The sequence below is a fragment of the Kribbella sp. VKM Ac-2571 genome (assembly GCF_004362255.1).
In the GTDB taxonomy this organism is placed as follows: Bacteria; Actinomycetota; Actinomycetes; order Propionibacteriales; family Kribbellaceae; genus Kribbella; species Kribbella pratensis.
Genome location: NZ_SNWS01000010.1, coordinates 41475 through 67468, shown reverse-complemented (window position 1 = coordinate 67468; position 25994 = coordinate 41475). Strand labels below are relative to the sequence as shown.

Annotated in this window: 25 protein-coding genes; 10 read left to right on the top strand and 15 right to left on the bottom strand. The window is 68.2% G+C overall.

The annotated features are described in order from the left end of the window. Positions 1–24: 24 nt before the first annotated feature. Positions 25–771 carry a 1-acyl-sn-glycerol-3-phosphate acyltransferase gene (locus tag EV651_RS22320; RefSeq protein ID WP_133787174.1) on the top strand — a complete coding sequence of 249 codons (747 nt, stop codon included), beginning with the start codon at positions 25–27 and terminating at the stop codon, positions 769–771. Between the two features lie 125 nt (positions 772–896). Further along, positions 897–1427 (top strand): hypothetical protein, encoded by a 531-nt coding sequence (locus tag EV651_RS22315; RefSeq protein WP_238157119.1) that lies wholly within the window; start codon positions 897–899, stop codon positions 1425–1427. Positions 1428–1514: 87 nt separating this feature from the next. Here EV651_RS22315 and EV651_RS22310 read toward each other — a convergent pair whose 3' ends face one another. From EV651_RS22310 to EV651_RS22280, 7 genes are all read right to left on the bottom strand, one after another. Then, the gene (locus EV651_RS22310) at positions 1515–2513 is read right to left on the bottom strand and encodes an inorganic phosphate transporter (RefSeq protein ID WP_133787173.1); all 999 of its coding nucleotides are present in this window, start codon (positions 2511–2513) and stop codon (positions 1515–1517) included. Between the two features lie 2 nt (positions 2514–2515). Further along, positions 2516–3148 carry a DUF47 domain-containing protein gene (locus EV651_RS22305; protein ID WP_133787172.1) on the bottom strand — a complete coding sequence of 211 codons (633 nt, stop codon included), beginning with the start codon at positions 3146–3148 and terminating at the stop codon, positions 2516–2518. 138 nt (positions 3149–3286) lie between these two features. Next, positions 3287–3595, bottom strand: a complete 309-nt coding sequence (locus EV651_RS22300) for a DUF202 domain-containing protein (RefSeq protein ID WP_133787171.1) — start codon at positions 3593–3595, stop codon at positions 3287–3289. An 8-nt stretch (positions 3596–3603) separates the two neighbouring features. After that, positions 3604–3936 carry a YidH family protein gene (locus tag EV651_RS22295; protein ID WP_133787170.1) on the bottom strand — a complete coding sequence of 111 codons (333 nt, stop codon included), beginning with the start codon at positions 3934–3936 and terminating at the stop codon, positions 3604–3606. Then, positions 3933–5207: a glycoside hydrolase family 3 N-terminal domain-containing protein gene (locus EV651_RS22290; RefSeq protein WP_133787169.1), complete on the bottom strand. Its 1275-nt coding sequence runs from the start codon at positions 5205–5207 to the stop codon at positions 3933–3935. Before EV651_RS22290 ends, EV651_RS22295 begins: the two co-directional genes overlap by 4 nt. A 1-nt stretch (position 5208) precedes the next feature. Next, on the bottom strand, positions 5209–5622 hold the full coding sequence (locus EV651_RS41480) for a MarR family winged helix-turn-helix transcriptional regulator (protein ID WP_238157118.1): 414 nt from the start codon (positions 5620–5622) through the stop codon (positions 5209–5211). Continuing rightward, positions 5510–6574, bottom strand: a complete 1065-nt coding sequence (locus EV651_RS22280; RefSeq protein WP_133787167.1) for a DMT family transporter — start codon at positions 6572–6574, stop codon at positions 5510–5512. Before EV651_RS22280 ends, EV651_RS41480 begins: the two co-directional genes overlap by 113 nt. Positions 6575–6612: 38 nt before the next feature. Between EV651_RS22280 and EV651_RS22275 the strand changes: the two genes are divergently transcribed. Further along, positions 6613–7233: a TetR/AcrR family transcriptional regulator gene (locus tag EV651_RS22275; RefSeq protein ID WP_133787166.1), complete on the top strand. Its 621-nt coding sequence runs from the start codon at positions 6613–6615 to the stop codon at positions 7231–7233. On the opposite strand, the gene EV651_RS22270 is transcribed toward EV651_RS22275, so the two are convergent. Further along, positions 7230–7895: a potassium channel family protein gene (locus EV651_RS22270; protein ID WP_202870460.1), complete on the bottom strand. Its 666-nt coding sequence runs from the start codon at positions 7893–7895 to the stop codon at positions 7230–7232. The genes EV651_RS22275 and EV651_RS22270 overlap by 4 nt on opposite strands. Continuing rightward, a complete protein-coding gene (locus tag EV651_RS22265; protein ID WP_133787165.1) occupies positions 7892–8398 on the bottom strand; it encodes an acyl-CoA thioesterase in 507 nt (168 codons plus the stop codon). The genes EV651_RS22270 and EV651_RS22265 overlap by 4 nt, the downstream gene beginning before the upstream one ends. A 365-nt stretch (positions 8399–8763) precedes the next feature. On the opposite strand from EV651_RS22265, the gene EV651_RS22260 reads away from it, so the two are divergent. Beyond that, the gene (locus EV651_RS22260) at positions 8764–9711 is read left to right on the top strand and encodes a hypothetical protein (RefSeq protein WP_133787164.1); all 948 of its coding nucleotides are present in this window, start codon (positions 8764–8766) and stop codon (positions 9709–9711) included. Between the two features lie 48 nt (positions 9712–9759). Here EV651_RS22260 and EV651_RS22255 read toward each other — a convergent pair whose 3' ends face one another. After that, positions 9760–10383, bottom strand: a complete 624-nt coding sequence (locus tag EV651_RS22255; RefSeq protein WP_133787163.1) for a flavin reductase family protein — start codon at positions 10381–10383, stop codon at positions 9760–9762. Positions 10384–10470: 87 nt separating this feature from the next. Here EV651_RS22255 and EV651_RS22250 point away from each other — a divergent pair, with 87 nt between their 5' ends. Then, positions 10471–11439, top strand: a complete 969-nt coding sequence (locus tag EV651_RS22250; protein WP_166658708.1) for a phosphotransferase — start codon at positions 10471–10473, stop codon at positions 11437–11439. A 39-nt stretch (positions 11440–11478) separates the two neighbouring features. Here the strand turns inward: EV651_RS22250 and EV651_RS22245 are convergent, their stop codons facing one another. Beyond that, the gene (locus EV651_RS22245; protein WP_238157141.1) at positions 11479–11955 is read right to left on the bottom strand and encodes a VOC family protein; all 477 of its coding nucleotides are present in this window, start codon (positions 11953–11955) and stop codon (positions 11479–11481) included. Positions 11956–12329: 374 nt separating this feature from the next. On the opposite strand from EV651_RS22245, the gene mgrA reads away from it, so the two are divergent. Beyond that, positions 12330–13364: an L-glyceraldehyde 3-phosphate reductase gene (mgrA, locus tag EV651_RS22240; RefSeq protein ID WP_133787160.1), complete on the top strand. Its 1035-nt coding sequence runs from the start codon at positions 12330–12332 to the stop codon at positions 13362–13364. On the opposite strand, the gene EV651_RS22235 is transcribed toward mgrA, so the two are convergent. Then, positions 13333–15426: an autotransporter-associated beta strand repeat-containing protein gene (locus EV651_RS22235; RefSeq protein WP_133787159.1), complete on the bottom strand. Its 2094-nt coding sequence runs from the start codon at positions 15424–15426 to the stop codon at positions 13333–13335. The two genes, mgrA and EV651_RS22235, sit on opposite strands and share 32 nt — an antisense overlap. A 139-nt stretch (positions 15427–15565) precedes the next feature. On the opposite strand from EV651_RS22235, the gene EV651_RS22230 reads away from it, so the two are divergent. After that, positions 15566–16219, top strand: a complete 654-nt coding sequence (locus EV651_RS22230) for a hypothetical protein (protein WP_133787158.1) — start codon at positions 15566–15568, stop codon at positions 16217–16219. Positions 16220–16440: 221 nt separating this feature from the next. Here the strand turns inward: EV651_RS22230 and EV651_RS22225 are convergent, their stop codons facing one another. Both EV651_RS22225 and EV651_RS22220 read right to left on the bottom strand, forming a co-directional pair. Then, a complete protein-coding gene (locus EV651_RS22225) occupies positions 16441–17409 on the bottom strand; it encodes a TAXI family TRAP transporter solute-binding subunit (RefSeq protein ID WP_133787157.1) in 969 nt (322 codons plus the stop codon). Then, on the bottom strand, positions 17406–19400 hold the full coding sequence (locus EV651_RS22220; protein WP_238157117.1) for a TRAP transporter fused permease subunit: 1995 nt from the start codon (positions 19398–19400) through the stop codon (positions 17406–17408). The genes EV651_RS22225 and EV651_RS22220 overlap by 4 nt, the downstream gene beginning before the upstream one ends. A 148-nt stretch (positions 19401–19548) precedes the next feature. Between EV651_RS22220 and EV651_RS22215 the strand changes: the two genes are divergently transcribed. Further along, complete coding sequence (locus EV651_RS22215) at positions 19549–20214, top strand: response regulator transcription factor (protein WP_012918592.1); 666 nt, start codon at positions 19549–19551, stop codon at positions 20212–20214. A gap of 3 nt (positions 20215–20217) precedes the next feature. Beyond that, entirely contained in the window at positions 20218–21591 is a 1374-nt protein-coding gene (locus EV651_RS22210; protein ID WP_238157116.1) for a HAMP domain-containing sensor histidine kinase, read from the top strand. Between the two features lie 32 nt (positions 21592–21623). Here the strand turns inward: EV651_RS22210 and EV651_RS22205 are convergent, their stop codons facing one another. Then, a complete protein-coding gene (locus tag EV651_RS22205) occupies positions 21624–22739 on the bottom strand; it encodes a TAXI family TRAP transporter solute-binding subunit (protein ID WP_133787155.1) in 1116 nt (371 codons plus the stop codon). A 191-nt stretch (positions 22740–22930) separates the two neighbouring features. On the opposite strand from EV651_RS22205, the gene EV651_RS22200 reads away from it, so the two are divergent. Further along, the gene (locus tag EV651_RS22200; RefSeq protein WP_133787154.1) at positions 22931–25945 is read left to right on the top strand and encodes a glycoside hydrolase family 38 C-terminal domain-containing protein; all 3015 of its coding nucleotides are present in this window, start codon (positions 22931–22933) and stop codon (positions 25943–25945) included. Positions 25946–25994: the final 49 nt, after the last annotated feature.

The window sequence follows — 25994 nt, the reverse complement described above, 5'->3', positions numbered from 1 at the left end:
AGACGAAGCCTGTAAGTTCTAGAGATGCGAGATCTTGTGTACCCGCCCGTCGTCGCTTTCGCGAAGACCGCGTTCAAGGTGCTGGACCTGAAGATCCGCCTGACCGGCGCCGAGAACGTGCCGCGGACCGGCGGGGCATTGATCGCGCTCAACCACATCAGCTACGTCGACTTCATCCTCGGCGGGTACGGCGCACTTCCGGCCAAGCGGCTCGTCCGGTTCATGGCGAAGGAGGTGCTGTTCCGCAACCGGTACTCCGGCCCGTTGATGCGCGGAATGCATCACATCCCGGTGGACCGGGACGCGGGTGCCGCGTCGTACCAGCACGCCCTGGACCATCTCGCCGCGGGCGAGGTCGTCGGTGTGTTCCCGGAGGCGACGATCAGCCGGTCGTTCGAGCTCAAGGAGTTCAAGTCCGGCACGGTGCGGATGGCGGCGGAGGCCGGCGTACCGGTGCTGCCGATGATCCTGTGGGGCACGCAGCGGATGTTCACCAAGGACCACCCGCGCGACTTCACCCGGCACCGGCCGATCTCGATCAGCATCGGCGCGCCGATCACCGTGACGCGTGACGACGACCCGGCCGAGGCGACCGCGCACCTGCGGTCCACGATGGCCGGGATGCTGGACGAGACGATCCGCGCCTACCCCGAACAACCGGCCGGTGCCTGGTGGTTGCCGGCCGCGTACGGCGGCAGCGCGCCGACTCCCGAGGAGGCCCAACGGCTGGACGCCGAGGAACTCGCCCGGCGGGCAGCGAAACGTCAGTAGACCGGACCAGACCTTGACCCTCGGGCAGTTACGAGGGTACGAAGTCTGTCGTTGACGGAACAGGAACCTGGGGGGTCCCTGTACGGCGGGCGGCTGCGGTGGCTCGCGTACTAGAGCTTGCGGGGATGGTTTTGTTCGATTCATCGGAAGAACTGCACTTGTTCGACCCGGGGGCGCTGACACCCGCCCCGCACGTGTCCGAGCACATCCCGGATGCCGGGGCGTTCTTCGTCGACTGGGCGACCCGCGGGCTGTCCGCGGAGCGCGCCCGGGAGATCGAGTCGGCAGTGAACGGCCGGCGCAACCAGAACGGCTGGTTCCCGCTCGAGTCGCTGGACACCATCGGTCGCAAGGGTTTCTGGCGTGGCCCACTGACCTACCTGGCCCGGATGACGGCCGACGACACGCGGATCGTGCAGGAGTGGGCCACGGACGGCCTCGGCGGCAACCAGTCGAACCGCATCGAGGCGACCGTCGACCACCTGCTCCACCAGCAGGGCCACGCGGCCGCGGCCACCTGGGCGGTCGCCGTCCGCCCACGCACGTACCTGGACCCAGAGGTCCTCGGCGACCGCCTCCTGGCCGCCTGGGAGTACAACCTCGGCTCCATCCGCGCCAAGGACGTAGCCAAGTCCGTACGCCGCTGGAACCGCTAGAGGCGTCTTCAGGCTGCTGTACGGCGGGCAGCCGCCAGACCGCCCGTCGTACAGCTCAATGGAACTGCGGAATGAACCGGTTCGGACTTACTCGAGGATCAGGTGGGCGAGGCCGTAGACGGCGGCGGCGACGATGCCGGCGGCGGGGATGGTGAGGATCCAGGCGGTGACGATGCCCTTGGCGACGCCCCAGCGGACGGCGGACAGGCGCTTGGTGGCGCCGGCGCCCATCACCGCGGAGGTGATCGTGTGGGTGGTGGAGACCGGGGCGTGCAGGCCGATCGCCATCACGTACAGCACGGTGGCGGCGATCGCCTCGGAGGCGAACCCGCGGGCCGGGTCCAGGTGGATGATCCGCCGACCCAGGGTCCGCATGATCCGCCAGCCGCCGGAGTACGTACCGAGCGAGATCGCGGTCGCGGCCGACAGCTTCACCCAGATCGGGATGCCGTCATGGGCGTTCGCGTGGCCGGTGGTGAGCAGCGCGAGGAAGATGACGCCCATCGTCTTCTGCGCGTCCTGCAGGCCGTGGCCGAGCGCCATTCCTGCCGCCGAGACCGACTGCGCCATCCGAAAGCCGCGCGTGGTCCGGCCGGGGTTGCTGTTGCGGAAGATCCACAGGATCGCGGTCATCAGCAGGAAAGCGCCGACGAAGCCGACGGCGGGTGACAGCACCATCGGTATGACGACCTTGTCGACGATTCCGGACCACAGCACGGTGCTGCTCGAGGCGAGTCCGGCGCCGACCAGGCCGCCGATCAGGGCGTGCGACGACGAGCTCGGCAGACCGAAGTACCAGGTGATCAGGTTCCACGTGATGGCGCCGACCAGCGCCGCGATCACGATCACCAGTCCGTGCTGCCCGGCCGGTGCCGTGATGATGCCCTTGCCGACGGTCTCGGCCACTTCGGTTCCGGCCAGGGCGCCGAGGAAGTTGAAGACCGCCGCCATTCCCAGCGCGACCCGCGGCGTCAGCGCCCGGGTGGACACCGACGTCGCGATCGCGTTGGCGGCGTCGTGGAAGCCGTTGGTGTAGTCGAACGCGAGCGCGATGACGACGACGGCGATGACGAGCGCGAACTCCACGCTCAGCTCTCCTTGACGGCGATCTGCTCGACCGTGTTGGCGACGTGCTCGAAGGCGTCGACCGCCTCCTCCAGCAGGTCGACCACGGTCTTGAACTTCATCACCGTCAGCGCGTCGAACTCGCCGCTGAACAGCTTCGCGATGAGCCGGCGGTGGACCGCGTCACCGGTGTTCTCCAACCGGTTGATCTCGATCCAGTACTCCGCCAGGTCCTTCATGGTCCGCAGCTTGGGCATGTTCTCTGCCGTCAGCTGGGCGGCCCGCTGCAGCACCTCGATCTGCTCGGCCACCTCCTCCGGCAGCTTCTCCAGGTTGAACAGGTGGACGGCGTCGACGGCCTCCTCCATGAAGTCCATGACGTCGTCGAGGTCGGAGGCCAGCCGGTAGATGTCCTCGCGGTCGAACGGCGTGACGAAGGTGGAGTTGACCCGGCGGATGATCGAGTGGGTCGTCTCGTCAGCCGCATGCTCCGCGTCCTTCATCTGGGCAGCGATCTGGTGGCTCGATGAGAGCCCGGTCCCCGCCGTACTGCCGAGCAATTCCGCCAGGATCCGCGATCCCTCGACGAGGTGGTTCGCGGACTCGGTGAAAAGGTCGTAGAACGTCGGGTCGTTCGGACGCAGACGTAACGGCACTTCAAGCTCCGGATGAACGAGGGACAAACCGTGAACATGCTAGGGGGAACCAGCGGTTGACGCGGCATCCGCCCCGATCAACGTAGCGCGTCACGGTGAACGGTGTTTGCGAGGCGCACGGCTGGTAACCGATTGGTTTCAGCGTGTGATCACGGCGTACAGGTCGAAGAGCCCGACCACGAGCACCAGACCGGCCGCGACCCGGAGCACGTTCTGGTGGCCGAGAGCATGGACCGCACCCCCCTTGGTACGGCGGTAGACGGCGCTCACCGCCGCCCAACAGCCCACCGACAGCACGAGCACGACGATCCCGAAACCGGTCCGGACATCCGACGAGCCGTGGCCGGAGGCAAGCAGCAGGACGCCGTTGGCAACCAGTCCGAGCGCCGTACGCCGCCACGCCAGCAGGGTCCGCTCCGGCTGACGGCCTGGATCCGGTGTGCTCATCGCCACATTCACCGCCAGAGCGAGAACAGCAGGCCGATCAGGCCGACCACGGCGATCGTTGCTCCGAGCATCAACGGCAGCCTGGTCACGGGGAGTGCGCCGCCGCGACGGATCGCGGTGAGGTTGAGCTGCCAGCGCCGGAACGCTCCTGCGGTCGTGACGATTCCGGCGATCACCAGGACGATGCCGATGATCCGGGCCGGCCAACGGTCCGGTCCGAGATCGAGGAACTGGACTGCGGACAGCCCGCCGGCGTAACAGGCGAGGGAGGTCCGTAGGTACGCCAGGTAGGTGCGTTCGTTTGCCAGCGTGAAGCGGTAGTCGGGCTCGTCCTCCGTCATCCGCAGCTCACCAGGCCGTTGTCCTGTTTCAATGTCAGCACACGGCGCACGCTACTCGTCAGCTGCGCAGCAAAGGACTCGTCCTGCTCGGCCTTGGCAACCAGCGCCGACACCATCTCCGCGGTCAGCCCGGCCTTGGCGTTGATGACAATGTCGCCGCCGGCCGCCACGAACCGCGTGGCGCGGTCACCGGCCGGGACCGCGGCGACCTCCGCCGCCGCGCCGACGTCGTCGGTGATCACGACTCCACGCCAGCCGAGATCGCCGCGCACCATGCCCTGGATGACGGTCGGCGAGAACACCGCGCGGTTCTTCGGGTCGATCTTCGTGTACGTCACGGTCGAGATCATCACCATCGACGTACCGGCCTTGATCCCGTCCGCGAACGGCTGCAGGTCGGCATCGCCGCGGACGGTGACGTTGTCGACGACCCCGGAGGAGAAGTCGGTGTTGCCGCGTACCCGCCCGAGGCCTGGGAAGTGCTTGACCGACGTCGCGATGCCCGCGTTGCGCATGCCCTGGACGAACGCTGCTACTCCCTGACCCGCTTCCTCCGGCGTGTCGCCGTACTCACGGTCCAACTGGCCGATCGGTGCGTTCTGCGACTTGAGCGAGCTGGGTACGACGTCGGCGACCGGCGCGAGGTCGACGTTGACGCCGGCCTCTTTGAGCTGGCTGCCCCACTGCTCGGCCTGTGCGGTGAGCTTGGAGTTCGACCAGGTGCCCTGCACCGTGGCCGCAGGGATGCGGTCGAACCCGGAGCCCTTGAGGCGCTGGATCTGGCCGCCCTCCTGGTCCGCGGCGATCAGGGGGCGGACGCCCTTCACCGTCGCGGCCGAATTCACCGCGGCCATCGCCGTACGGGTGTGCGAGAGGATGCCGCCGTTGCCGATCAGGAACACGCTGCCGGACTTCTGCTGCCGTACGACGGAACGCTGGGCGGACGTCATACCGGTGGAGTTGATCCCGGTCATGATCAGCTGTGCGGCTTTCTCCCGCAGGCTCAGGGCCTGCAGCTTCTGGTCGACGCAGCCCGCCGCGCTGGACGGCGGTTGCGACGTCGGCGGCTCGGCCGGAGTCGCTGTGTCGCTGGGTGAGTCGCTGGGTGTGTCGCTAGGCGTATCGGTAGGTGTGGCCGCCGGGGAGCTCGGGGCGGTGACCGAGATCGAGGACGACGGCGCTGTGCTCGGCCCGGCGGTCGGGGAACCACCGTCACCACAGCCGGTCGCGGCGAGGGCAGTCAGCGCGATCAGCGTGACCGGACGCCTCATCTCAGTTTCGCTCCCAGGCCGCGCGGTCGATGGTGTCACCGGAATGCCGGGCCAGTGTCGCGCAGACGTCGTACAGGTGCTCGACCTGCTCGGGGCTGAGCGCGTCGAAGATCGCCTTGCGGACCTCCTCGACATGACCGGGTGCCGTGTCGACCAGCTTCTGCCGGCCGAGCTCGGTGAGGATCGCGACCTGGCCGCGACGGTCGGACTCGATGCCCTCGCGCTTCACCCAGCCGTTCTGCTCGAGCCGGTTGACCGCGTGCGAGAGCCGGCTGCGGGAGCCCTGTGTGGCGACCGCGAGTTCACTCATCCGCAGCCGGTTGGCAGGTGCCTCGGACAGCCGGACGAGAATCTCGTAGTACGTGTGCGGAATTCCGGCGTCGCGCTGCAGTTGCTGCTCGATCCGGCTGCTCACTACGCGCTGCGCCGCGATGTACGCACGCCAGGCGTGCGCCTCTGTCTGGTCCAGCCACCGGGGTTCCGCCATCCCCGCAGCGTACTTGTTCACCGAGCCGGATCAGCAGTACTGCGGCCGCACACACCAGCATGCCGACGACGGCGAGCGCGCCGATCGTCTCGTGGAACAGCAGGAACGCGAACACCATCGTGGTCGGCGGCACCAGATAGAGCAGCGAACTGATGCGCGTCGCACCGGAGAGCTTGAGGTTGACCAGGTACAGCCCCCAGCCGCCGCCGGTTGCCAGCAGCACCAGCCAGAGCACCGCGCCGTAGAAGCCCGGCTGCTCAGGCACGGTCAGTCGCTGGGTCGCCGCGGCCAACGCGGTGAACAGGACTGCCGATACGAGGCTCTGGATTGCCAGTGCGTCCAGCGAGTTCGTCGCCGGCTTTCGTTGGCGATCCAGGCAGGTCCCCGCGACCAGGCCGAGGAGACCGCCGATCGGGACCAGGAAGAGGAGCGGTGAACCGTGGCCGGCACTGAGGTCGTCGGCCACGACCAGACCGACGCCGAGCAGACCGAGGAGCAGTCCCAGCCATTGGCGCCCGCTGACCCGTTCGCCGAGCAGCGGCCCCGCGACTGTCGCGATCAGGATCGGCTGGAGCGATCCGATGAGCGCTGTGACGCCGGCCGTGATGCCGTGCTCGATTCCGGTGAAGATCAGGCCCAGGTAGACGAACTGGGTGAGGACCGCCATCCACACCTGGCTCACGAGGTCCCGGCGGGAGATCCGCGGCCGCCGGATCGCCAGCACCGCGGCGGCGATCGCGCCCGCGACCAGGAACCGCCAGGCGAGCAGGTCGAACGCGTTCGTGTATTGCGTCCCCCAGCGCGCGCCGATGAAACCGCAGCTCCAGAACACGACGAACCCGGTCCCGGCCGCCAGCGTGAGCGCCTTGTGCGTGATCATGACAAGACGGTAACCATACCGGTCGGTATACTGTCAGTATGCTCGACCACCAGGTGAGATTGATCGTGGACCGCGAGGTCCGCGCGGCGCCCCGGCTGACCCCGGCCGGCGAGCGCATCCTCGCGGCCGCGTCGACGCTGTTCTACGAGCAGGGGATCCGGACAGTCGGAGTCGACGCGATCGCCGCGGCCGCGGACGTGACGAAGAAGACGTTGTACGACCGTTTCGGGTCGAAGGATCGGCTGATCGCGGCGTACCTGGAGGAGCGGGACCGCGCCTGGCACCGGTTCCTGGACGAACAGCTCGCCGCGCGGAATCCGGCGACGCCCGAGGCGGTGATCCTGGTGCTGTTCGCCGCGCTGACGGACTGGCTGGCCGGATCGCGGAACGGGTGCGGATTCATCAACGCGAGCGTGGAGCTGGCTGCGCCGGACCATCCGGCGATGCCGGTGATCGTCGGCCAGAAGCGGTGGATGCGGTCCGAGTTCGAGGCACAGGCGACGGCGGCCGGCTTTGCGGACGCGGGTGAGCTGGCCGATCGGCTGCTGTTGCTCCACGAGGGTGCGCTGGTCAGTTATCGGGTCGCGGCGATGACCTCGGCGCCCGAGGTCGCGGCCCGCGCGGCCGCCGACCTGCTGGCCGGGTGGCCTCGGGTCTAGGTGTTGCTTCGTTTCGTGATGGTCAGGCCGACGAGGCGGGACACGACCATGGCGACGTACCCGAGGCCGGCGAGCTGTTCGAGCATCACGACCGAGCGTCCCCAGGACGTGATCGGGACGATGTCGCTCAGGCCGGTGCTCGACAGTGTGGTGAAACTCAGGAACAGCAGTTCCATCCAGGTGCGATCGTTGGCCGGGTCAACGGCTGCGGTGAAGCTGCCTGGGACGAGGACCTGGACGAACACGTACAGATAGGCGAAACCCCAAGCCACCAAGGTGAAAGTGGCACCCGTCGCGAAGAGTTCGTCGACACTGACCTCGTGGTCGGAAAGCATGTACCGGAGCAGGCTGTACGCCGCATAGAAGTAGAAGGCCGCATGCAGGGCACCGGAGATCGCGACGATCGGTTCGGTCGGGTTGAACGCGTCGAGCAATGACAGCATCACCGCCGGGATGCCCAGGCAGACGCTGACCCAGGTCAGTCCTGGGGTCGCGCGAACGGAGAAGACCGCGAGCACGAGTACGACGATGCCGAGGATCTCGAACGCGACACGGCCGGAGCGTGACCCCTCCATCGCCGGATACACGAGTACGCCGAGCAGTTGCACCACGAGCAGCACCGCGGACGGGTTCCGCCTGGCGTGACCCAGCACGCTGGTCATGCCTGCTCGCGGGAGGCGATGATCGCTGCGCGGCGGGCCAGCCGGTGACTCCGGCGGATCTCGGCCTCCCGCAACCGCCGACGGTCCTCGTCCGTCTCCGGAACCGCCTGCGGCACCTGCCGCGGCTTCCCATCCTCGTCGACGGCCACGAACACGAGGTACGCCGACGCCACGTGCACCTGCGGACCGACGGCGTCCCACCGATCGGCAGTGATCCGTACGCCGACCTCCATCGAGCTCCGCCCGGTCCAGTTCACCTGCGCGCTGAAGTGCACGACATCACCGACCCGCACCGGGACCAGGAACACCATCTCGTCCATCGACGCGGTCACCGCGGCCCCGCCAGAGTGCCGCGCCGCCACCACACCGGCCACCGAGTCGACCAGCGTCATGATCACGCCGCCGTGCACGGTGCCGAGCAGGTTCGTCTCGTTCTGCGCGGTGATGTGCGACAACGACAACCGCGTCTCCGAGATCGGCCGCGACAACACGCTGCTGGTCATACAACTCCTCGACTCACTCCAACTGAACCTGCGGCAGCGTATCCCGCCCCTGACAGCTCATCCGCCCTGAGCAACACGACCGGTTATCCCGTCATGCCCGACTAGCGGGGCGGCCGACCGGCTGGGCGACGGCGAGGCGTGGGGACAGGCGCTGGGGACTGAGAACAGGCAATACCAGGTGCCCACCCACCATTGCCTGTCGCACGACCCCAGGGGGCTGATCACCGCCCACCCGTCGGACAGGAGAGCCGGATAACCGGGGCCTTTTGCCTTCGGCGCGACTCCCACTTGTCCACAGGGCTGGATTGGCGTGCTCGGCGACGGCTCGATCCTCGTACTTTCTCTGCCGACAAGGAGGACCGACGATGCCCATCGACACCACCGAACATGCCCAAGGCAACAACTCCCCTCATTCCAGCTCTCCCGACCTGGTGCTGCCGCCGCTGTCCAGGCGGCAGGCCGATCGGCTCGTGCATCTTGCGTTGCGTACGGCGGCCGACCTCGGCCTCGCCGTCAGCTACCAGGGCGGCGCCGCGCTCGTGCCCACCGACAGCTCCGCCGACAACCCGGTGCTCGGACTCAGCAACCTCGCGCGCATCCTCGCTCACTTCGACGAGGACGGCTGGCCGGTGCTGATCGAGGAACACTTCCGCCAACTCCTGGAGCAGCTTCGCCAAGGACCACCGAAACCACCGGACGATCCCGAGCGCGAGCTGATCCAACGGCTCGTCCCTCGCGACGCGCTGCCGCCCGACTGGACAGCCGACCGCCCGGATTTCCTCCCCGGCCTGATCTCCGTCCCGTGTGCGGAGGCCGACGGCATCGTGACCATGTACCTGGAGCCGGCCGACCTGGGCCTCACCTGGTCGGACGCCGAACGCTTCGGCCTCGCCAACCTCCGCCGCCTCGAGGATCAGGTCGAGTACGTCGATCACGACGACCTCCGCATCACCTTCGTCTCCGGGACCGCCTTCGCGGCCTCTCGTGCGCTGGTCCTCGACACCGTCCTGCGTGAGTCCTTGCACATCGAGCACGCACCCTACGGTGTGCTCGCCGCGGTCCCGGCCCGGGACACGTTGCTGCTCCACGTGATCGAGGGCCTGAGCGTCATCCCGGCGCTCGGTGTCCTGCTGAACGTCGCCGCCCGCTGCTACGCCCGTGATCCCGGCCCGCTGTCACCGGAGGTCTACCTGGTGACTCCCGACTTCACCTGGCACCCTGCGACGACCGCCCTACCCGACCACACGCCACTGCGACTGTCCCCAGCGCTCGAGACACTCACGAAGCTCCTCGCGACCCGGGAGGAAACCTGAGTCCCGCGGATGACAGCTGCCCGGAGCAACTATCAGGAACCAGGAGCCCTACTCACCAGGAGGTGTGAAATGCCCAGGCCAGTCGGAGTAGCGGATGCGGGTGATCGAGCGGACCTCGCCGATCGTGGACCACTCGTCCTTGCCGAGCCGGGCGAGCGGGCGCAGGCGCCGGACGTCGGGGTGGTCGCCGTCCAGGACGGCGGCGTCGATCGCGACGTGCCGGACCTGACCGATGACGAGGGTGCAGTCGCCGAGTTCGAGGGTGGTGTGCAGCGTGCACTCGATCGCCACCGGCGACTCCGCGACCCGCGGTACGGCGACCGTCCGGGACGGCTCGGTCGTCACCCCGATCGCGTCGAACTCCGAGACCTCCGGGGGGAAGTTCGTCCCGGACGCGTTCACCTGTTCGTAGAGCGGCTCGGCGGCGAAGTTCACCACGAACTCGCCGGTCGCCTCGACGTTGTTCAGGCTGTCCTTGCGCCCCACCGAGGTGAACTGCACCATCGGCGGCTGGACGGACGAGACGGTGAAGAACGAGTGCGGCGCCAGGTTCAGCACGCCGTCGGCGGATCGGCTCGACACCCACGCGATCGGGCGCGGCACGACCACGGAGTTCAGCAGCGCATAGAACTCCCGCCGCCCGACGGTCTCCGGATTCACATCGACACGCACGCCCGCAGTACATCAAACTCGGTGGATGCCGCCGTACCCCGCCTCGCGGATCCGGGCGGCGGTTGGCGCGGACGACGGAGATGTGCATTGGCTGCGGAGCTCGACTTCCTGGACCAGGTGGCTGCTGTGGCGCGGCGTCACGGCGTCGGCCCCGATGAGTTGAAGGAGGTCGCCGGCGGGGTGGCCAACCGCGGCTTCGTGCTCGGGGACGAACTGTTCCTGCGGGTGTGCCGGCCCGGGTACGAGGCCGATCTGCTGAAGGAGACGCACGTCGTGCCAGCTGCTCGGTCCGTCGGAGTGCTGACACCCGCGATCGTGGAGTACGACGACACCCGCCGCCTGATCGCCGCGCCGTACGCGCTGATGGAGCGGGTCCACGGCACCGAGCCCACCGAACTCCCCACCGCCCTCGCCAAACAACTAGCCCACCTCCACCAACTCAAGCGCGATCCGGCATCCACAACGAGCCACACAAAGCCAGCCAGCGCAGAACCCGCCGGCGCGGACTGGGGCGGTGTGACGGGTGGGATGGTTGGGGCGGGGGTCTTGAGGGTGGCTGAGGATGGGTGGGGGGATCCGTGGCGGACGATCGACGAGCTGGCTGATCGCGGGTACGTCGATCCGGGGACGGCGCGTTGGCTGACCGGGTGGTTCACGCGGCTGGCGGAGCGCATCGATGAGAGTCGGCCGAAGGTGCTGATCCACGGAGATGTTGCCGCTCACAACCTTCTCGCCGGCCCGGACGGAGACCTCCGCGCACTCATCGACTGGGGCGACGCAGCCTGGGCGCCCCGGGCCATGGACTTCGCGAAGCTCCCCCTGACCCAGGTCGCCGCGCTCCTCCCGGAGTACCTCCGACACGCCCAGTCACCAGAGACCGAGGAGGAACTCGCCGCGGCCGTCCTCTGGTTCCACCTCTTCTGGGGTCTCGCCAAACTCCCCGCCGCCCCGTGGCCCGGCCAACGCCACTGGACCGCGCCCAACACCAGCCGCCTACTCAACATCCTGCACTTCTTCACCACCTCTCCCCCAGCGCCCTGGTCACGACTCACCTAGGGTCAACGAGTGGCGTGAGCAGCAGGGTTCGAAGAAAGCTCAGCCGTCTCGGCCCTGCCAGGTGGTCACACAGGCTTCGTTCCCCTCCAGGTCGGCAAGCACCCAGAAAGCGGGGGCACGCGTCGCGGAAACAAGCCGTCCACCAGCCGCCAGCGCCATCTCGACGCGCCGCGATGCCTCGTCGTGCGGAACACAGATGTCGAAGTGGATGCGATTGCGCTGCGGACGCGGCTCGTCCATCTGCTGGAACCAGATCGCCGGGCCCTGCCCGACCGGGTCGACGAGCGGATCCTCCGGTCCCTCGGCACCCGCCTCACCGGTGTAGCCCAGCACCGCCCTCCAGAACGGCCGAATCCCGGCGATGTCCAGGGCATCAAGAGCGATCTCCAGAACCTGGACGGATCGCGCTGCCCCCGTTCCGATTTCAGGCCCCGTCACAAACCCGGACCTGTCCGCAGTGGCGGAGATCCGAAGCGCGAGTTCGACATCCAAGGTGGTGACCGCTGCGTGCTCCAACGACTGCAGAGTGAAGACGACCCGATCGGGGCGGGCATCGACCCGAAGGTGCTGGTCGGCGTCGTCGCCGCACACCGCGACAGCGTCCGCTGCCAAGCCGATCGCCCGAGCCAACGACCCGACCGGGACCGACGTTCGCAAAGTGCCCAGCAAGAAGCGCCACCCAGAGTCCTGGACCGCCTCCGAGGCTTCCGGCCGACTCAATATCCGTTCCATGGCCACATCCTCGCAGCCTCCGCCGTCAGCCCTCCGGCCGCTCCTTCTCAACCAGTCGCTACCAGTCAGAAGGCGGGGTTCTTGGTGTCAGTGATGCGGTTTCTGCTTGAAAACAAGGGGGTTTGCACTTGTTGTGACATGAGGCAGACTGGGGTTCCGTGACTGACTACGAGGCGGCTGCGAGCCGGTACGACGATCAGATGACCTACCGGCGGACGGGCCGGAGTGGACTGCAACTCCCGGCGATCTCGCTCGGGCTGTGGCACAACTTCGGCGACGACAAGCCGTTCACGACGCAGCGGGACATCCTGCGGCGGGCGTTCGACCTCGGCGTCACGCACTTCGACCTGGCGAACAACTACGGCCCGCCGTACGGGTCGGCCGAGACCAACTTCGGGACGCACTTCGCGCGGGACTTCAAGCGGTACCGCGACGAGCTGATCATCTCGACCAAGGCCGGGTACGACATGTGGCCGGGGCCGTACGGTCAGGGCGGCGGCTCGCGGAAGTACCTGCTCGCCTCGCTCGACCAGTCGCTGAGCCGGATGGGTCTGGACTACGTCGACATCTTCTACTCGCACCGGTTCGACCCGGACACGCCGCTCGAGGAGACGATGGGCGCACTCGACGCGGCCGTCCGCTCGGGCAAGGCGCTGTACGCCGGCATCTCGTCGTACTCGGCCGACCGGACCCGGGAGGCGGCACGGATCCTGCAGGAGCTCGGTACGCCGCTGCTCATCCACCAGCCGTCGTACTCGATGCTGAACCGGTGGATCGAGGAGGACCTGCTGGACGCGGTCGGTGAGCTCGGGGTCGGCGTGATCGCGTTCTCGCCGCTGGCGCAGGGCGTGCTCACCGACCGGTACCTGGGCGGCATCCCGTCCGACTCGCGCGCGGCGCAGGGCAAGTCGCTCAACCCGGACTCGCTGACCGAGGAAACGCTCAAGCACGTCCGCGCGCTGAGCGAGATCGCCAAGGAGCGCGGTCAGTCCGTCGCCCAGCTCGCGCTCGCGTGGACGCTGCGCGACGACCGCGTCACCAGCGCGCTGATCGGCGCCTCCAGCGTCGCGCAACTCGAGGACAACCTCGCTACGGTCCGCAACCTCACGTTCAGCCAGGAAGAGCTCGACGCCATCGACAAGGACGCAGTCGAGGCCGGCATCAACCTCTGGAAGCGGAGTTCCGACGCCTGAGCCGCCGGACCAGCATCATCCCCAGTACTGCCACCAGCACGGCCGCCCCACCAAGACCGGCTGGACGCCAGTACGACGAAGCGCCCGTGGCAGCTTTGGTTGCCGCGGGCGCTTCGTTGGCCGGCGCCGAAGGTGTCACAGCCGCGGCCTGAACCGCAGTCAGGCTCACGTCATTGCCGTCGCCACCCCGGTAGGTGACGGCGTACCTCTTCCCGCCCACCGTCACCTCCGTGCCTTCGGCCACTCCGGCGAAGGCACCGGTCACAGGGTCCGAGCCGGCGTTGTCGATCAGAGTGATCTGAGGACCCGCACCAATCCCCGCCCTGGCCAGCTGCAGTGTCCCGGCGAGTGACACCGCGCCGGCGACCCTCACTGGCTTCCCACCGGCGATCAACCGGCCACCTGGACTCTGCGCGAAGTCCCCACTTACGGTGAACGAACCACCGAGCACGCCGGTGTTCACCAGCTTGCCGCCCTGGAAATCGCCTGCGAGCGTTGACTTTCCTGCCAGCGTCAGGACCGCCCGCGTGCCGGACGTGATCGCCGTACCGGCGACCGTTGTGAGATTGCGAAGCGTCTGGTCTCCGGCTGTTGTCAGGTCCAGCCGAGCCCCAGCGCGGGTGAGGGCGACGGCGCCGCTCGAGCGCAAGGTCCCGGCGGTCAGAACCAGAGTGCCTCGGGAGATCGTGGTCGGGCCCGTGTAGGTCAGGTGCCCAGTCAGCCGGGTCGTGGCAGCGCCGGCCTGGGTGAACGCACCGCTTCCGCTGATCTTCGACAGTGAGATCGTCTCTCGGGAGTTACCCACAATCAGTGAACCGTCGTTGACGACCTTGAACAGCTCGGCCTTCGTCAGCAGGCTTCCGTCGCCCTGCGCACCGCCGAGCCGGAGTACGGCGCCGCGCTGGATCGTCGTCGAGCCGTCGTAGTACTGGTTCGCCGCGAAGGTCACATCGTTGCCCGGGACACCCTTGATCACGATGTCGCCCGCACCCGGCGCCTTGAGCGTGTCGTGGAAGACACCACCGCCGATCGGCGCACCCAGCGTCACCGGGCCGTTGTAGGCGAAGGTGAGCTTCGACCGGGACCGCGCCGCCAGCAAGTTGATGTAGACCGTGTCCGCCGTACCAGGCATGAAGATCTGATGCGTCGTGCCGTCGCCCCATTGCACGTCGGCGCCCTTGATGTTGGTCCCGCGCTTGTTGCGATCGTGCGGGATCTTCCGCCAGTTGAGCGCCGGGTCGCTCAGCGACGGGTCGGTGTCGCCGCCTCGGTCGGAGTAGCTGTACTGACCGGTGAGCACGACCTTGCTCCCTGGGCGCGACTGCACGTTGATGTCGCTGCCGTACTCACGCTGGTAGAACTTCTGCCGCAGTACGACGGTCTGGTCCAACGGCGTGTCGATCGTCCAGGTCCCCTGGTTGAGGATCGCGCGAGCATTGGGCAGTGCGACCGCGGACTCAGGCTTGCCGGCGGCCGTCCCGGTCCCGTTGTCGATCACTCCCGAGAACGGCTGAGTGCCGGCAAGATCGAGCGTGCCCCACAGGAAGCGAGGCTGGGTGACCAGGCCGGAGCCGCTGATCGTGCCGAGGTTGAAGGTTCGGGTCAGCGAGAGCCGAAGCGTGCCGTTCACCTCGATGTTGTCCTGGTTGAGCTGGTAGCCGGGCGTGTTGTAGGGGAACCGCCCGATCAGCCCGGCGCCGCCGCCGTTCCCGTACTGAAGGGTGGCACCGCGATCGACGATCACCGACGGTGGATCCGGCGTGCGGACGACGACGTACGGGTGATTGCCGCCCAGGATGCTGACGCGCTGCCGCTGACGAGCCCTGGGCAGCGTGAAGTCGCTGTCCTTGGTGAGGACGAGGGTGCCAGGTCCGGTGATCCGCAGCGTGCCCTCGCCGCTGATCACTCCGTCGTACGTCGTCGTCCCGGGTGGAAGCGTGACGACGGCGTCGCCGCTGAGCGTGACGTTGTGTCCAGCCAGGATGTCGGGCGTGATGTCGCCTGCCGACGCGGCGGATCCGGGGTACAGGAGTGTGGCCAGCAGGAGCGGAGTCGCGAGCACCGGGTCAACCTACGCGAACCCGAACCTGGTCGCAGGGGCTCACGGATTGCGGACGGCGTGGTTACGGAGCGGGGTGGGACGGTTGCGGATCGGCAGGGATGGGCACACGCTGGAAGGAGACCTTCTGGAGGTGGTTGCCATGACCGCTTCGACGCTCGAAATGGCCCTGACCTACGAACACGCCCGGATTCGGGAGCTGGCCGAGCCGGCTCACCACCACGATGCTGCGCACCCTGAGCACCGGCATCAGACGGACTGGTTCTACGCGATCGCGGCCCAGCACCTGGCCGCGGCCGAGGATGTGCTCGTCCCGCATGTCCGTCGGCTGCCCGACGGGGACGACTTGGTCACCAGGTACGTCGGCAACGCGAAGGAACTGGAACGCTCGCTGCGCTTCCTCAAAGGACGGCAGTACGGCGACAGCCGCTTCGTGGATCTCCACCACCGCGACCTGTGGCAGCAGATCGACCGGCTGCTCGACGAGCACGAGACGATGGAAGCGACGTACAGCCGGCAGATCTCGGACCAGCTCGACGACCCGGACGTGAACACGCTGACCGAGGACCTGCTGGAGGCGGAGGAGGTCGCGCCGACCCGGGCGCATCCGTACTCACCCCACACCGGCATGGCCGGGCGGCTGGCGCACCGCATGTGGCGGATGGCGGATACCGCTTGGGACAGTGCCGAAGGACGCGTTGTACCGACCAAGTACCACGCGCACCCGAAGCGTGACTCCGCGCTCTCCCACTACCTCTACGGCACCCCGATGCCGGAGGAGGAAGAACCCCGCTAGACGGAAAGAGACCCGGCCTCGGCGGATGCCTCCGCCGAGGCCGGGCCCGGTCTGCCGGCTCTCACTGCGCCTGGTTGTGGTAGCCGGCGTGCGGGTCCCGTCGCCGCTGCGCCTGGTGTGCGGATCCGGGGCCCTGCGTCCTCCCCCGCTGCGCCTGGTGTGCGGGGGAGGACGGTCTGTGAGCTAGGTCACCGCAACATCTACCGGTACCCAGCAGGTAGTCATTTGAGGCTCTCGATCGCCTTCTTCGCGCCGGGGTGCAGGGGCACCGGATCGGTCTTGTCGGCGTTCTCGAGCTTGATGCCCTTGGCAGCCGCGTTCACCGCGACCAGCGCATCCATGTTGTCGTAGACAACCTTGGTGAGCTGCTCCGCGAGCTCGTCCTTCATGTCCTTGCGGACCAGCAGCACGTTCGGCACGATGATCGTCGCCACGTCGGCCGGCTGCTTGTACGTCGCCGCCGGGATCGGTGCCTGGGAGTAGATCGAGCCGTACTTCTCCTGCATCTTCGGCAGCAGATCCGCGATCGGCAAGAGCTTGACGCCCTTGCCCATGCTGGTGAACAGGTCGGTGATGCCGCCGGTCGGCAGTCCACCGGACCAGACCAGAGCGTCGATCGACCCGGACTTCATCGCGTCCACCGATTCCGGCAGCCCGAGCCGCTGCGCGGTGACGTCGCTGGCCGGGTTGAGGCCGGCAGCCTCGATCAGCCGGCGCGCGATCACCTCGGTGCCGGAGTTCGGCGAACCGGTGGAGACCCGCTTTCCCTTCAGGTCCGCGATCGAATTGATTCCCGCGGACGTCCGTACGGCGACCTGCGTGTAGTTGTTGTACAGCCGGGTGAGCGCGACCACATCCTGCTTGGTCTTGAAGCTGTTCACGCCGTTCACGGCATCCGCCGCCGAGTCACCGAGCGAGAACGCGATGTCATAGTTCCCACCGACCAGGCCCTGGATGTTCTGCACCGAGGCGCCGGTCTCGCTGGCCGTCGCGCGATAGCCGGACATCTTCTGTGAGATCACCGAGGCCAGCGCACCACCGAGCTGGTAGTACACCCCCGTCGTGTTGCCGGTGGCAATCGTCAGTCGGCCGCCGGATGCCGTTCCGGAGCCGGACGGTTCCCGCTGACCGCCACAGGCCGCCAGCGACAGCACGGCGACCAGTGCCACAGCAACAGTTCGGAGTCTCATGAGGCAAGGGTTCCTTCCTCGGCAGAGGCCTGGCGTTGCCGCCGGACCAGGTTGATGACGACGGCAACAAGTAGCAAACAGATTCCGGCGGTGATGGTTACGGGCGCGAGGTAGAGCAGCAGCGCGGCGGCCGGTACGCAGATCGCCCGCTCGAGCCAGGTCGCCCGGACGAACACCCAGCCGCCGGTGACGACGGCGAGCGCGGCCACGGCCAGCATCGACACCACCGTGGTCCACACCATGCCGACGAACGACCCCTGCCCGAGCAGATGCGCACCGTTGTCGGTGAGGACGAACGCGAACGGCACCAGGAACGCCGGCAACGTGTACTTCCACGCCTGCCACATCGTCGGTATCACCTTGCCGCCGGTGATCGCGGAGGTCGCCACCGCGGCCAGCGCGGTCGGCGGCGACACCTCGGACAGTACGGCGTAGTAGAAGATGAACATGTACGCCTCGGGCCGCGTCACGCCGAGGTTGATCAGCGCCGGCGCGATGATCACCGCCGCGATGATGAACGAGGCGGTCACCGGCACTGCGAGGCCGAGGATCAGGACGGCGAACCCGGACAGCACCACGGTCAGGATCAGCACCACCGTGTGGTTGTCTGTCAGCCCGCGCGCTGCGTCGACGATGATCTCCGCCAGGTTCAGTCCGAGACCGGTCTGCGTGGTGACCGCGACGATCACGCCGGCGGTCGCGCAGGTCGCCGCCACCGGCAGCACCGAACGGGTGCCCTGGGCAAGCGCCTTGAACAGCGGCCTCCCGGTCAACCGGTGCTCACGGTCCAGGAACGACAACCCGAACTGGATGATCACCGCGTAGACGACGGCCTTGAACGGCGGTACGTCGACCGCCATGAAGGCGATGATCACGAACAACGACAAGAAGTGGTACCCGAACCGCAGCAGCAACCGCAGCGCGGAGTCCTGAGAGGTCTCCGCCGCCGACGTCTCGTGCTTGCGGGCGTCGATCTCGATCGCGAGCAGGATGCCAAGGTAGTACAGCAGCGTCGGAATCACCGCGAACCCGAGGACCTTCAGGTACGAGACCTGCAGGAACTCCGCGATGATGAACGCTGCCGCGCCGAGGGTGGGCGGGGACAGGATCGCGCCGATCCCTGACGCGGCGAGCATTCCGCCTGCCGGTTCGGCCGGGTACCCGGCCCGGCGCAGGATCGGCCACGACACGGTGCCGAGCGACACGGCGGTCGCCGTACCGGAACCCGAGACGGTGCCGAGCAGGAAGCCTGCCATCGTGACCGTGCGGCCGGGCGCCGTCCGGCTGCGTTTGAAGAGGGCGAACGACAGATCGATGAAGAACTTGCCTGCGCCCGAGTAGTCGAGCACCGCGCCGTAGATGGTGAAGAGCACGATGTACGACGCGGCGACCGTCAACGGCGTCCCGTAGAACCCCGCCGTACCCATCGTGAACTGCGCGATGATCGCGTCGAAGTTGAAGCCCTGGTGTGACAGCGACCAGGTGTAGGGCAGGTAGCCGCCGTAGTACGCGTACGCGATGAAGACCAGGCTGAACGCCGGAAGCACCCAGCCGGTCGTACGACGGCACGCTTCGAGCAACAGGATCAGCAACACAGCCCCCGCCGCCACGTCCAACGCGGAAGGAGCCTGCCGGCGCTCGAGGTACCCGTCGAAATCGAAGAGCGGGTAGACGCACACCGCCAGCGCGACGAGGGCCAGGATCCAGTCCGCCACACCCGGGTCGTCGTGCGACCGCGCCTTGAACGGATTGATGAACGCAGGCACCCGGAAACCGCGGTAACACAGCAACGTGATCGGCAGGATCGCTGCGAGAAAGATCACCAAGTAGAACTGTGTGCCCTGTGGTAGAGGAGCGAACACCTGCACGAGCACGCCGACACTGATGATTGCGCACCAGACCGAAATCACCCGATCCAGGGCAGGCCGAAGCCGCCGAGCGGGCCGTTCCTGCTCGTACTCGGCCAGTTCTTCCTCAGAGGGCACGGTCACGCTACCCCCGCTGCCAACACCGACAGTCATCTACCGGTTCCCTCCTGTGTCCGGAAGGCTAATGTTGCCGAACACTGCGTGGAGTCGCGTGATTACGTCTTTACCAAGATCTGACACATCGGGCCGTGACCTGGCCTACGATCACCGCATGAGTGGCGCGGTCCGGATTCTGCTGGTCGAGGACGATCTCGATATCGCCAATGCCCTGATACCGGCTTTGCGGCGGTACGGCCTGATGGTGACCCATGTCCGCACGGCCGCGGACGCCCTGGCGGCGGATCCCGGCGACCTGGTGCTGCTGGACCTCGGGCTGCCGGACGGGGACGGTATCAACGTGTGCCGGCAGATCCGGACGGTGTCCGACGTGCCGGTGATCGCCGTGACCGCGCGCGGCGAGGCGGCCGACCGGGTGCGCGGCCTGCGCAGCGGCGCCGACGACTACGTGGTGAAACCGTTCGCGATTTCCGAGCTGCTGGCCCGCATCGATGCTGTACTTCGTCGTACCGGCCTCTTGCAGCCCCGCCCTCGGGTGACCGTCGGCGACCTGACCGTGGACATCGAGGCCCGGACTGTTCAGGTGGCGGACAAGCCCATCAGTCTGACCCGCAAGGAGTTCGACGTGCTCGCAGTGCTGGCCGCGCACCACGGCCGGGTGGTTCCCCGTGAACAGGTCGCGCTGTACGCCTGGCAGTCGGTCTTCGAGGCGTCGTCGCGCACCATGGACGTGCACGTCGCCAGCCTGCGCGCCAAGCTCGGCCGGCCCGAACTGGTGCAGACCATCCGCGGCGTCGGCTACCGCCTCGGTTCGGACTGACCGTTGCGCCGTCGACTGCTGCAGTCCCTCGTCCCGATGGTCGTCGCACTGGCGATCGTCGCCGTGATCCCGCTGGCGAACTTCATCGCCACGAGCAACTCACGCACGCTCTTCCTGTCCCGCAGCAACGACGCCGACTGGTTCGCCGCGATGGCCGAGTCCCCGTTGCAGACCGGCGACATCGCGAACCTGCGTGAGCTCGCGGTGCGGTACCAGGAGCTCTACGACACCCCGGTCTTCGTCGTCGACGTCGACTCCCGCGTCGTCGCCACGTCGGTGTCCGGTGTGGACGTGAAGGAAGAAGACATCGCGACCGCCCTGCACAGCACGCTTGCGGGCCGTCTCCCACCCGAGCCGCCGGCGCTGTGGCCGTGGGCCGCCGGCGAGATGATCGTGTCCCGCCCGGTCGTCAACAACGGCAGCGTGCTCGGCGCCGCCGTACTGCGGGTGCCGACGGACAAGGCCCGTGACCAGGTGCAGCGCGGCCTGCTGCTGCTTCTCGGCGGCCTGCTGATCAGCATCGGCGCGATCATCATCGGTATCGTCCGGCCGATCACCCGCTGGGTGCTGCGGCCGCTGCAGGACCTCGACAACGCCACCCACCAGATCACCCGCGGCGCGCTCGACACCAGGGTCTCGACCGACGGTCGTGCACCGGAGCTCCGCCGGCTGGGCGACAGCTTCAACTCGATGGCGCTGAGCCTGCACCAGGCCCGGCAGCGCGAGCGCGAGTTCGTCGCCGACGCGTCGCACCAGCTCCGGACGCCGCTGACGTCCGCCCGGATCCACATCGAGGGCCTGTCCCGGCTGTCGCCGACCGCGCGGTTCGCGCTCAGCGACATCGACCGGCTCGGCCGGATCGTCCAACGGCTGTCCCGGCTGGCCGGCTCCGACCGCCCGTCGGCGGATGCCGACGGCAACGAAGAGCCGCTGGACCTGGCCCAGGCGGTGAAGGAGCGACTGGTCGGCTGGAAGGCCGTGTACTCCGCCGACGACCTGGAGCTGATCATCGGCGAAATGGTCCCGGGCGGCGTCGCGCCGGAGCTCGAGGTCGACGACATCCTCGACGTACTGCTCGACAACGCCTCCAAGTACGGCGCACCGCCGGTGGAGGTCTCGGTCACCCGCGACGGCACCGAGGTGGTGCTGTCGGTCCGCGACCACGGCCTGGGGCTCGGATCGCGGGACCTGAAGAAGGTCGGCGAGCGGTTCTGGCGCAGCGCGCACCACCGCGAGATGCCGGGTACCGGTCTCGGCCTGGCGATCGTGCGCTCCGAGGCGGCCCGGGTCGGCGGCCGTGTGGTCGCCCGGCCGCCGATCGGCGGCGGCCTCGTGATCGAGGTCCGCGTCCCGCTGATCGACGACTACGACGCCTGAGCAGTACCGCTCCAGTACCGCTCCAGTACCGCTCAGATGTGATTCTGGCGGTACCAGCGCTCCGCGGCCGGATGCAGCGGGACGGGCATGGTCGCGATCGCCGAGCGGGGGTCCAGCGCGCCGGCCTCGGGGTGGCCGCCGGTCCCCGGGCTGGCTCCGGGTGACGGGGTGCCCTTGATCAGGTCGTTCTGCCGGCGGAACAGGGTGTTGAGCGTCCACCACGCCCACGAGTCCGACAGGTCCTGCTTCGCGATCAGGTAGTTCGGGATCGCCAGCGTCGGCACCGAGCTGGCCAGCCCGTACTGCGACGGCGGGATCGCGGACACCAGGAAGCCGCCGAACTCCTTCAGTGCGATCGACTCCGCCACCGCGCTGATGTCCAGCAGCCGGAACCCGATGGTCTTCTGCAGGGCGGCGATCGGATCGGTCGGGACGCCACCGCTCCAGAAGAACGCGTCGATGGAACCCCTGGTGGCGGTGCCGCGGGGCTGCACCGCGGCCACCATCTCCTCGAGGGTCAGGTTCTTCCGGATCACGTCGACCTTGCCCGGGTCCAGGTCCGGGTTCTTCTGGATCAGCTCGGCCTTGGCCCTGTTCAGGATCATGTTCGCGACGATCTCGGTCCCGGAGTCCTTCGGACCGACGCCGACGACCATCTTCCGGTTCGGGTCGGCCTTGCTCGGGAACAGGTCGTCGAGCTTCGACGCCTTCGACGCCATCGGTACGACGATGTGCACGTAGTTGTCGTAGACGCGGGCGAGCGCGGTGAACCGCAGCGGGCCGGTGCTGAAGTCACCGGTGCCCTCGTACGCCGCGAGCGCGGAGTCCGACGTACAGAATCCGAGGTCGGCCTTGCGGCCTGCCACCCTGTTCAGGTTGTCCACCGACCCGTCGCTGACGATCGGTTTCAGCTCCATGCCGGTCACCTCGCTGACCAGTGCGCACAGCGCCGTCCCGAACTTGTTGTAGACGCCGTTCAGGTTCCCGGTCGAGAACACTGCGGCCTCCGACGGCGCAGGTTCGTCCGCGCGGCCGCGCGAGCAGCCGGGCAGCAGCAGTCCGGACGCCGCGGCGGCACCGAAACCGAGCACGCTGCGCCGCGTCAGACCGGTCGGCCGGGATGGGGACAGCAGGCGGGGGCGATCCATGCAGGACAACCTAGACAACAATGAGGCCTTGGGGGTAGCCGTGTCGGCGGCCTGCAATCCAACCGCTACTCACAGAGATTCACACAGCAAGTGACAAACTGCGTCTGGACGCATCCGGGGTCGGTGTGACAGCGTTGTCATCGGTGCGGCCCGGTCGGCCGCGTGAGGATCCTTTCCCGGAGGCTGATTTCGTGCACGACGACCGTCAACTCATCGAGGAGCGGCTGAAGCGCGCCCTGCGGGAGCGGCTCCGCCCCGCGATCTACGGCGCGGCGGTCCCGCTGGACATCGAGGTGTGGCACGCACCCGGTGAGCCGGTGTCCCCCGCCGAGGCGCTGGCCCAGACCTACGAGCCGGCCGAGATCGGGCTGCGGTGGGGTCCGGCCTGGGGCACCGCATGGTTCAAGTTCAGCGGTCAGGTGCCGGCCGAGTGGGCCGGCAGCGAGATCGAGGCGGTCATCGACCTCGGCTTCAGCGGCGGCCCCGGCTTCTCCGCGGAGGGCCTGGTGCACACCACCTCCGGCCGGCCGCTGAAGGGCCTGCACCCGCGGCAGACCTACGCCCCGCTGTCGATCCTCGGCCCGGACGGTACGCCGGCATCGCCGGGCGACCGGATCGAGTTCTACGTCGAGGGCGCCGCGAACCCGGAGATCCCGCTCGACAACGCCTACGCGAAGGTCGACATCGGCGCCAAGCTCGGTGAGACCCCGATCTACCAGCTCACCCGCGCCGACCTGGCCGTGTTCAACGCCGAGGTGTGGGACCTGATCCTGGACCTCGAGGCCCTCGACGGCCTGCAGCGTGAGCTGTCGCTGCAGGACCCGCGCCGCAAGGAGATCCTGCGGGCGCTCAGCCGTTCGCTGGACGCGCTCGACTACGAGAACGTGGCCGGCACCGCCGCGGACGCCCGCGCCCAGCTGACCGACGTACTGAGCCGGCCGGCGCACGCGAGCGCGCACCAACTGTCCGCGGTCGGGCACGCGCACATCGACTCCGCGTGGCTCTGGCCGCTGCGGGAGACCCGCCGCAAGGTGGCCCGGACGGTGTCCAACGTCGCCACGCTGGCCGAGGAGTACCCGGAGCTGGTCTTCGCGTTCTCACAGGCCCAGCAGCACGCCTGGGTGAAGGACAACTACCCGGAGGTCTGGGAGCGGCTGAAGAAGGCCGTTGCCGAGGGCACCATCGTTCCGGTCGGCGGCATGTGGGTCGAGTCCGACACCAACCTGCCCGGCAGCGAGGCGCTGGCCCGGCAGTTCGTGCACGGCAAGCGGTTCTTCCTGGACGAGTACGGGATCGACACCCAGGAGGTCTGGCTGCCGGACTCGTTCGGCTACACCGCGGCGCTGCCGCAGCTGGTGAAGCTGTCCGGCTCCAAGTGGTTCCTGACCCAGAAGATCTCCTGGAACAAGGAGAACAAGTTCCCGCACCACACCTTCTGGTGGGAGGGCCTCGACGGGACCCGGGTGTTCACCCACTTCCCGCCGATCGACACCTACAACTCGGACCTGTCCGGCCGTGAGCTCGCGCACGCGCAGCGTAACTTCCAGGAGAACGGCGCCGCGACCCGGTCGCTGGTTCCGTTCGGGTACGGCGACGGCGGTGGCGGCCCCACCCGCGAGTTCGTCGCGACCGCGCGCCGGGTGGCGAACCTGGAGTCCTCGCCGAAGGTGACCATCGAGTCCCCGACCGAGTTCTTCACCGCCGCCGAGGACGAGTACCGCGAGCACGCACCGGTCTGGTCCGGTGAGCTCTACCTGGAGATCCACCGGGCGACGTACACCTCGCAGGCGAAGACCAAGCAGGGCAACCGGCGCAGCGAGCACCTGCTCCGCGAGGCCGAGCTGTGGAGCACGGCGGCCGTCGTCGCGGGCAAGCTCGACACGTACCCGTACGAGGACCTCGACCGGCTGTGGAAGGTCGCGCTGCTGCACCAGTTCCACGACATCCTGCCGGGCTCCTCGATCTCGTGGGTGCACCGCGAGGCGGAGGCGACGTACGCGCGGGTCGCCGAGGAGCTGAACACGATCATCGCCAAGGCGCAGCAGGCGCTGGCCGGCGAGGGCTCCGCGCAGATCGTCTTCAACGCCGCGCCGCACACGCGCAACGGCGTGGCCGGGCTCGGTGCGGGTATCGCGGCCGGCGAAGGCCAGGCCGTCTCGGTCGAGAACGGCGTACTGGACAACGGCGTCATCCGGGTCACGATCGACGAGCGTGGCCTGATCACCTCGCTGTACGACGTCGAGGAGCAGCGCGAGGTCATTGCGCCGGGTGCCGTGGGCAACCTTCTGCAACTGCACGTGGACACCCCGAACCACTGGGACGCGTGGGACGTCGACTCGTTCTACAAGAACAACGTCCGGGACGTCACCGAGGTCGACAGCGTCGACTTCAGCACCGCCGACGGCGTCGCGACCGTGGTCGTGAAGCGGTCCTTCAACCGGTCCACGGTGACCCAGACGCTGCGGGTCCGCCCGGGCGTGAAGCGGGTCGACATCGAGACCGAGATGGACTGGCACGAGGCGGAGAAGTTCCTCAAGGCGGCGTACCCGGTCGACGTGCACGCGGACCGCTCGGCGTCCGAGACGCAGTTCGGGCACATCTTCCGGCCGACCCACCAGAACACCTCGTGGGACGCGGCGAAGTTCGAGATTGCGGCGCACCGCTGGGTGCACGTGGGCGAGCCGGGGTACGGCGTGGCAGTGGTCAACGACTCGACGTACGGCCACGACATCAACCGGACCGCGCGGGAGGACGGCGGTACGACGACCACCATCCGCACCTCGCTGATCCGGGCGCCGCGGTTCCCCGACCCGAAGACCGACCAGGGCGTGCACACCGTGAACCACGCGCTGGTGGTCGGCGCCGGGATCCCGGAGGCGATCAAGGAGGGCTACTGGATCAACCTCCCCGAACGCGTCGTCACCGGCGCCGAGGGCGTCGGTCCGGTCATTGCCGTGGACAACGACAACGTGATCGTCGAGGCGGTCAAGCTCGCCGACGACCGATCCGGTGACGTGATCGTCCGGCTGTACGAAGCTGCCGGCGGTCGCGCTCGCGCCACCGTCACGCCGCTGTGCGAGGTGGCCTCGGTCACCGAGGTCGACCTGCTCGAGCGGCACCTGGCGGACCAGCACCTGTTCGGCAACGGAGTCCCGATCGAGCTCCGCCCGTTCCAGATCCTGACGCTGCGCTTCAAGCGTTCCTGACGCCGCACCCTCTGAAGGCCCGCCCGAACCCCCTCGGGCGGGCCTTCGC

Excerpts from the sequence above, each read along its gene's own strand:
- EV651_RS22265 (WP_133787165.1), bottom strand. The coding sequence starts at position 8,398 with ATGACCAGCAGCGTGTTGTCGCGGCCGATCTCGGAGACGCGGTTGTCG.
- EV651_RS22280 (WP_133787167.1), bottom strand. The coding sequence starts at position 6,574 with ATGATCACGCACAAGGCGCTCACGCTGGCGGCCGGGACCGGGTTCGTC.
- EV651_RS22260 (WP_133787164.1), top strand. The coding sequence starts at position 8,764 with ATGCCCATCGACACCACCGAACATGCCCAAGGCAACAACTCCCCTCAT.
- EV651_RS22295 (WP_133787170.1), bottom strand. The coding sequence starts at position 3,936 with ATGACGGAGGACGAGCCCGACTACCGCTTCACGCTGGCAAACGAACGC.
- EV651_RS22300 (WP_133787171.1), bottom strand. The coding sequence starts at position 3,595 with ATGAGCACACCGGATCCAGGCCGTCAGCCGGAGCGGACCCTGCTGGCG.
- EV651_RS22275 (WP_133787166.1), top strand. The coding sequence starts at position 6,613 with ATGCTCGACCACCAGGTGAGATTGATCGTGGACCGCGAGGTCCGCGCG.
- EV651_RS22290 (WP_133787169.1), bottom strand. The coding sequence starts at position 5,207 with ATGAGGCGTCCGGTCACGCTGATCGCGCTGACTGCCCTCGCCGCGACC.
- EV651_RS22225 (WP_133787157.1), bottom strand. The coding sequence starts at position 17,409 with ATGAGACTCCGAACTGTTGCTGTGGCACTGGTCGCCGTGCTGTCGCTG.
- EV651_RS22205 (WP_133787155.1), bottom strand. The coding sequence starts at position 22,739 with ATGGATCGCCCCCGCCTGCTGTCCCCATCCCGGCCGACCGGTCTGACG.
- EV651_RS22320 (WP_133787174.1), top strand. The coding sequence starts at position 25 with ATGCGAGATCTTGTGTACCCGCCCGTCGTCGCTTTCGCGAAGACCGCG.
- EV651_RS22315 (WP_238157119.1), top strand. The coding sequence starts at position 897 with ATGGTTTTGTTCGATTCATCGGAAGAACTGCACTTGTTCGACCCGGGG.
- EV651_RS22215 (WP_012918592.1), top strand. The coding sequence starts at position 19,549 with ATGAGTGGCGCGGTCCGGATTCTGCTGGTCGAGGACGATCTCGATATC.
- EV651_RS22270 (WP_202870460.1), bottom strand. The coding sequence starts at position 7,895 with ATGACCAGCGTGCTGGGTCACGCCAGGCGGAACCCGTCCGCGGTGCTG.
- EV651_RS22230 (WP_133787158.1), top strand. The coding sequence starts at position 15,566 with ATGACCGCTTCGACGCTCGAAATGGCCCTGACCTACGAACACGCCCGG.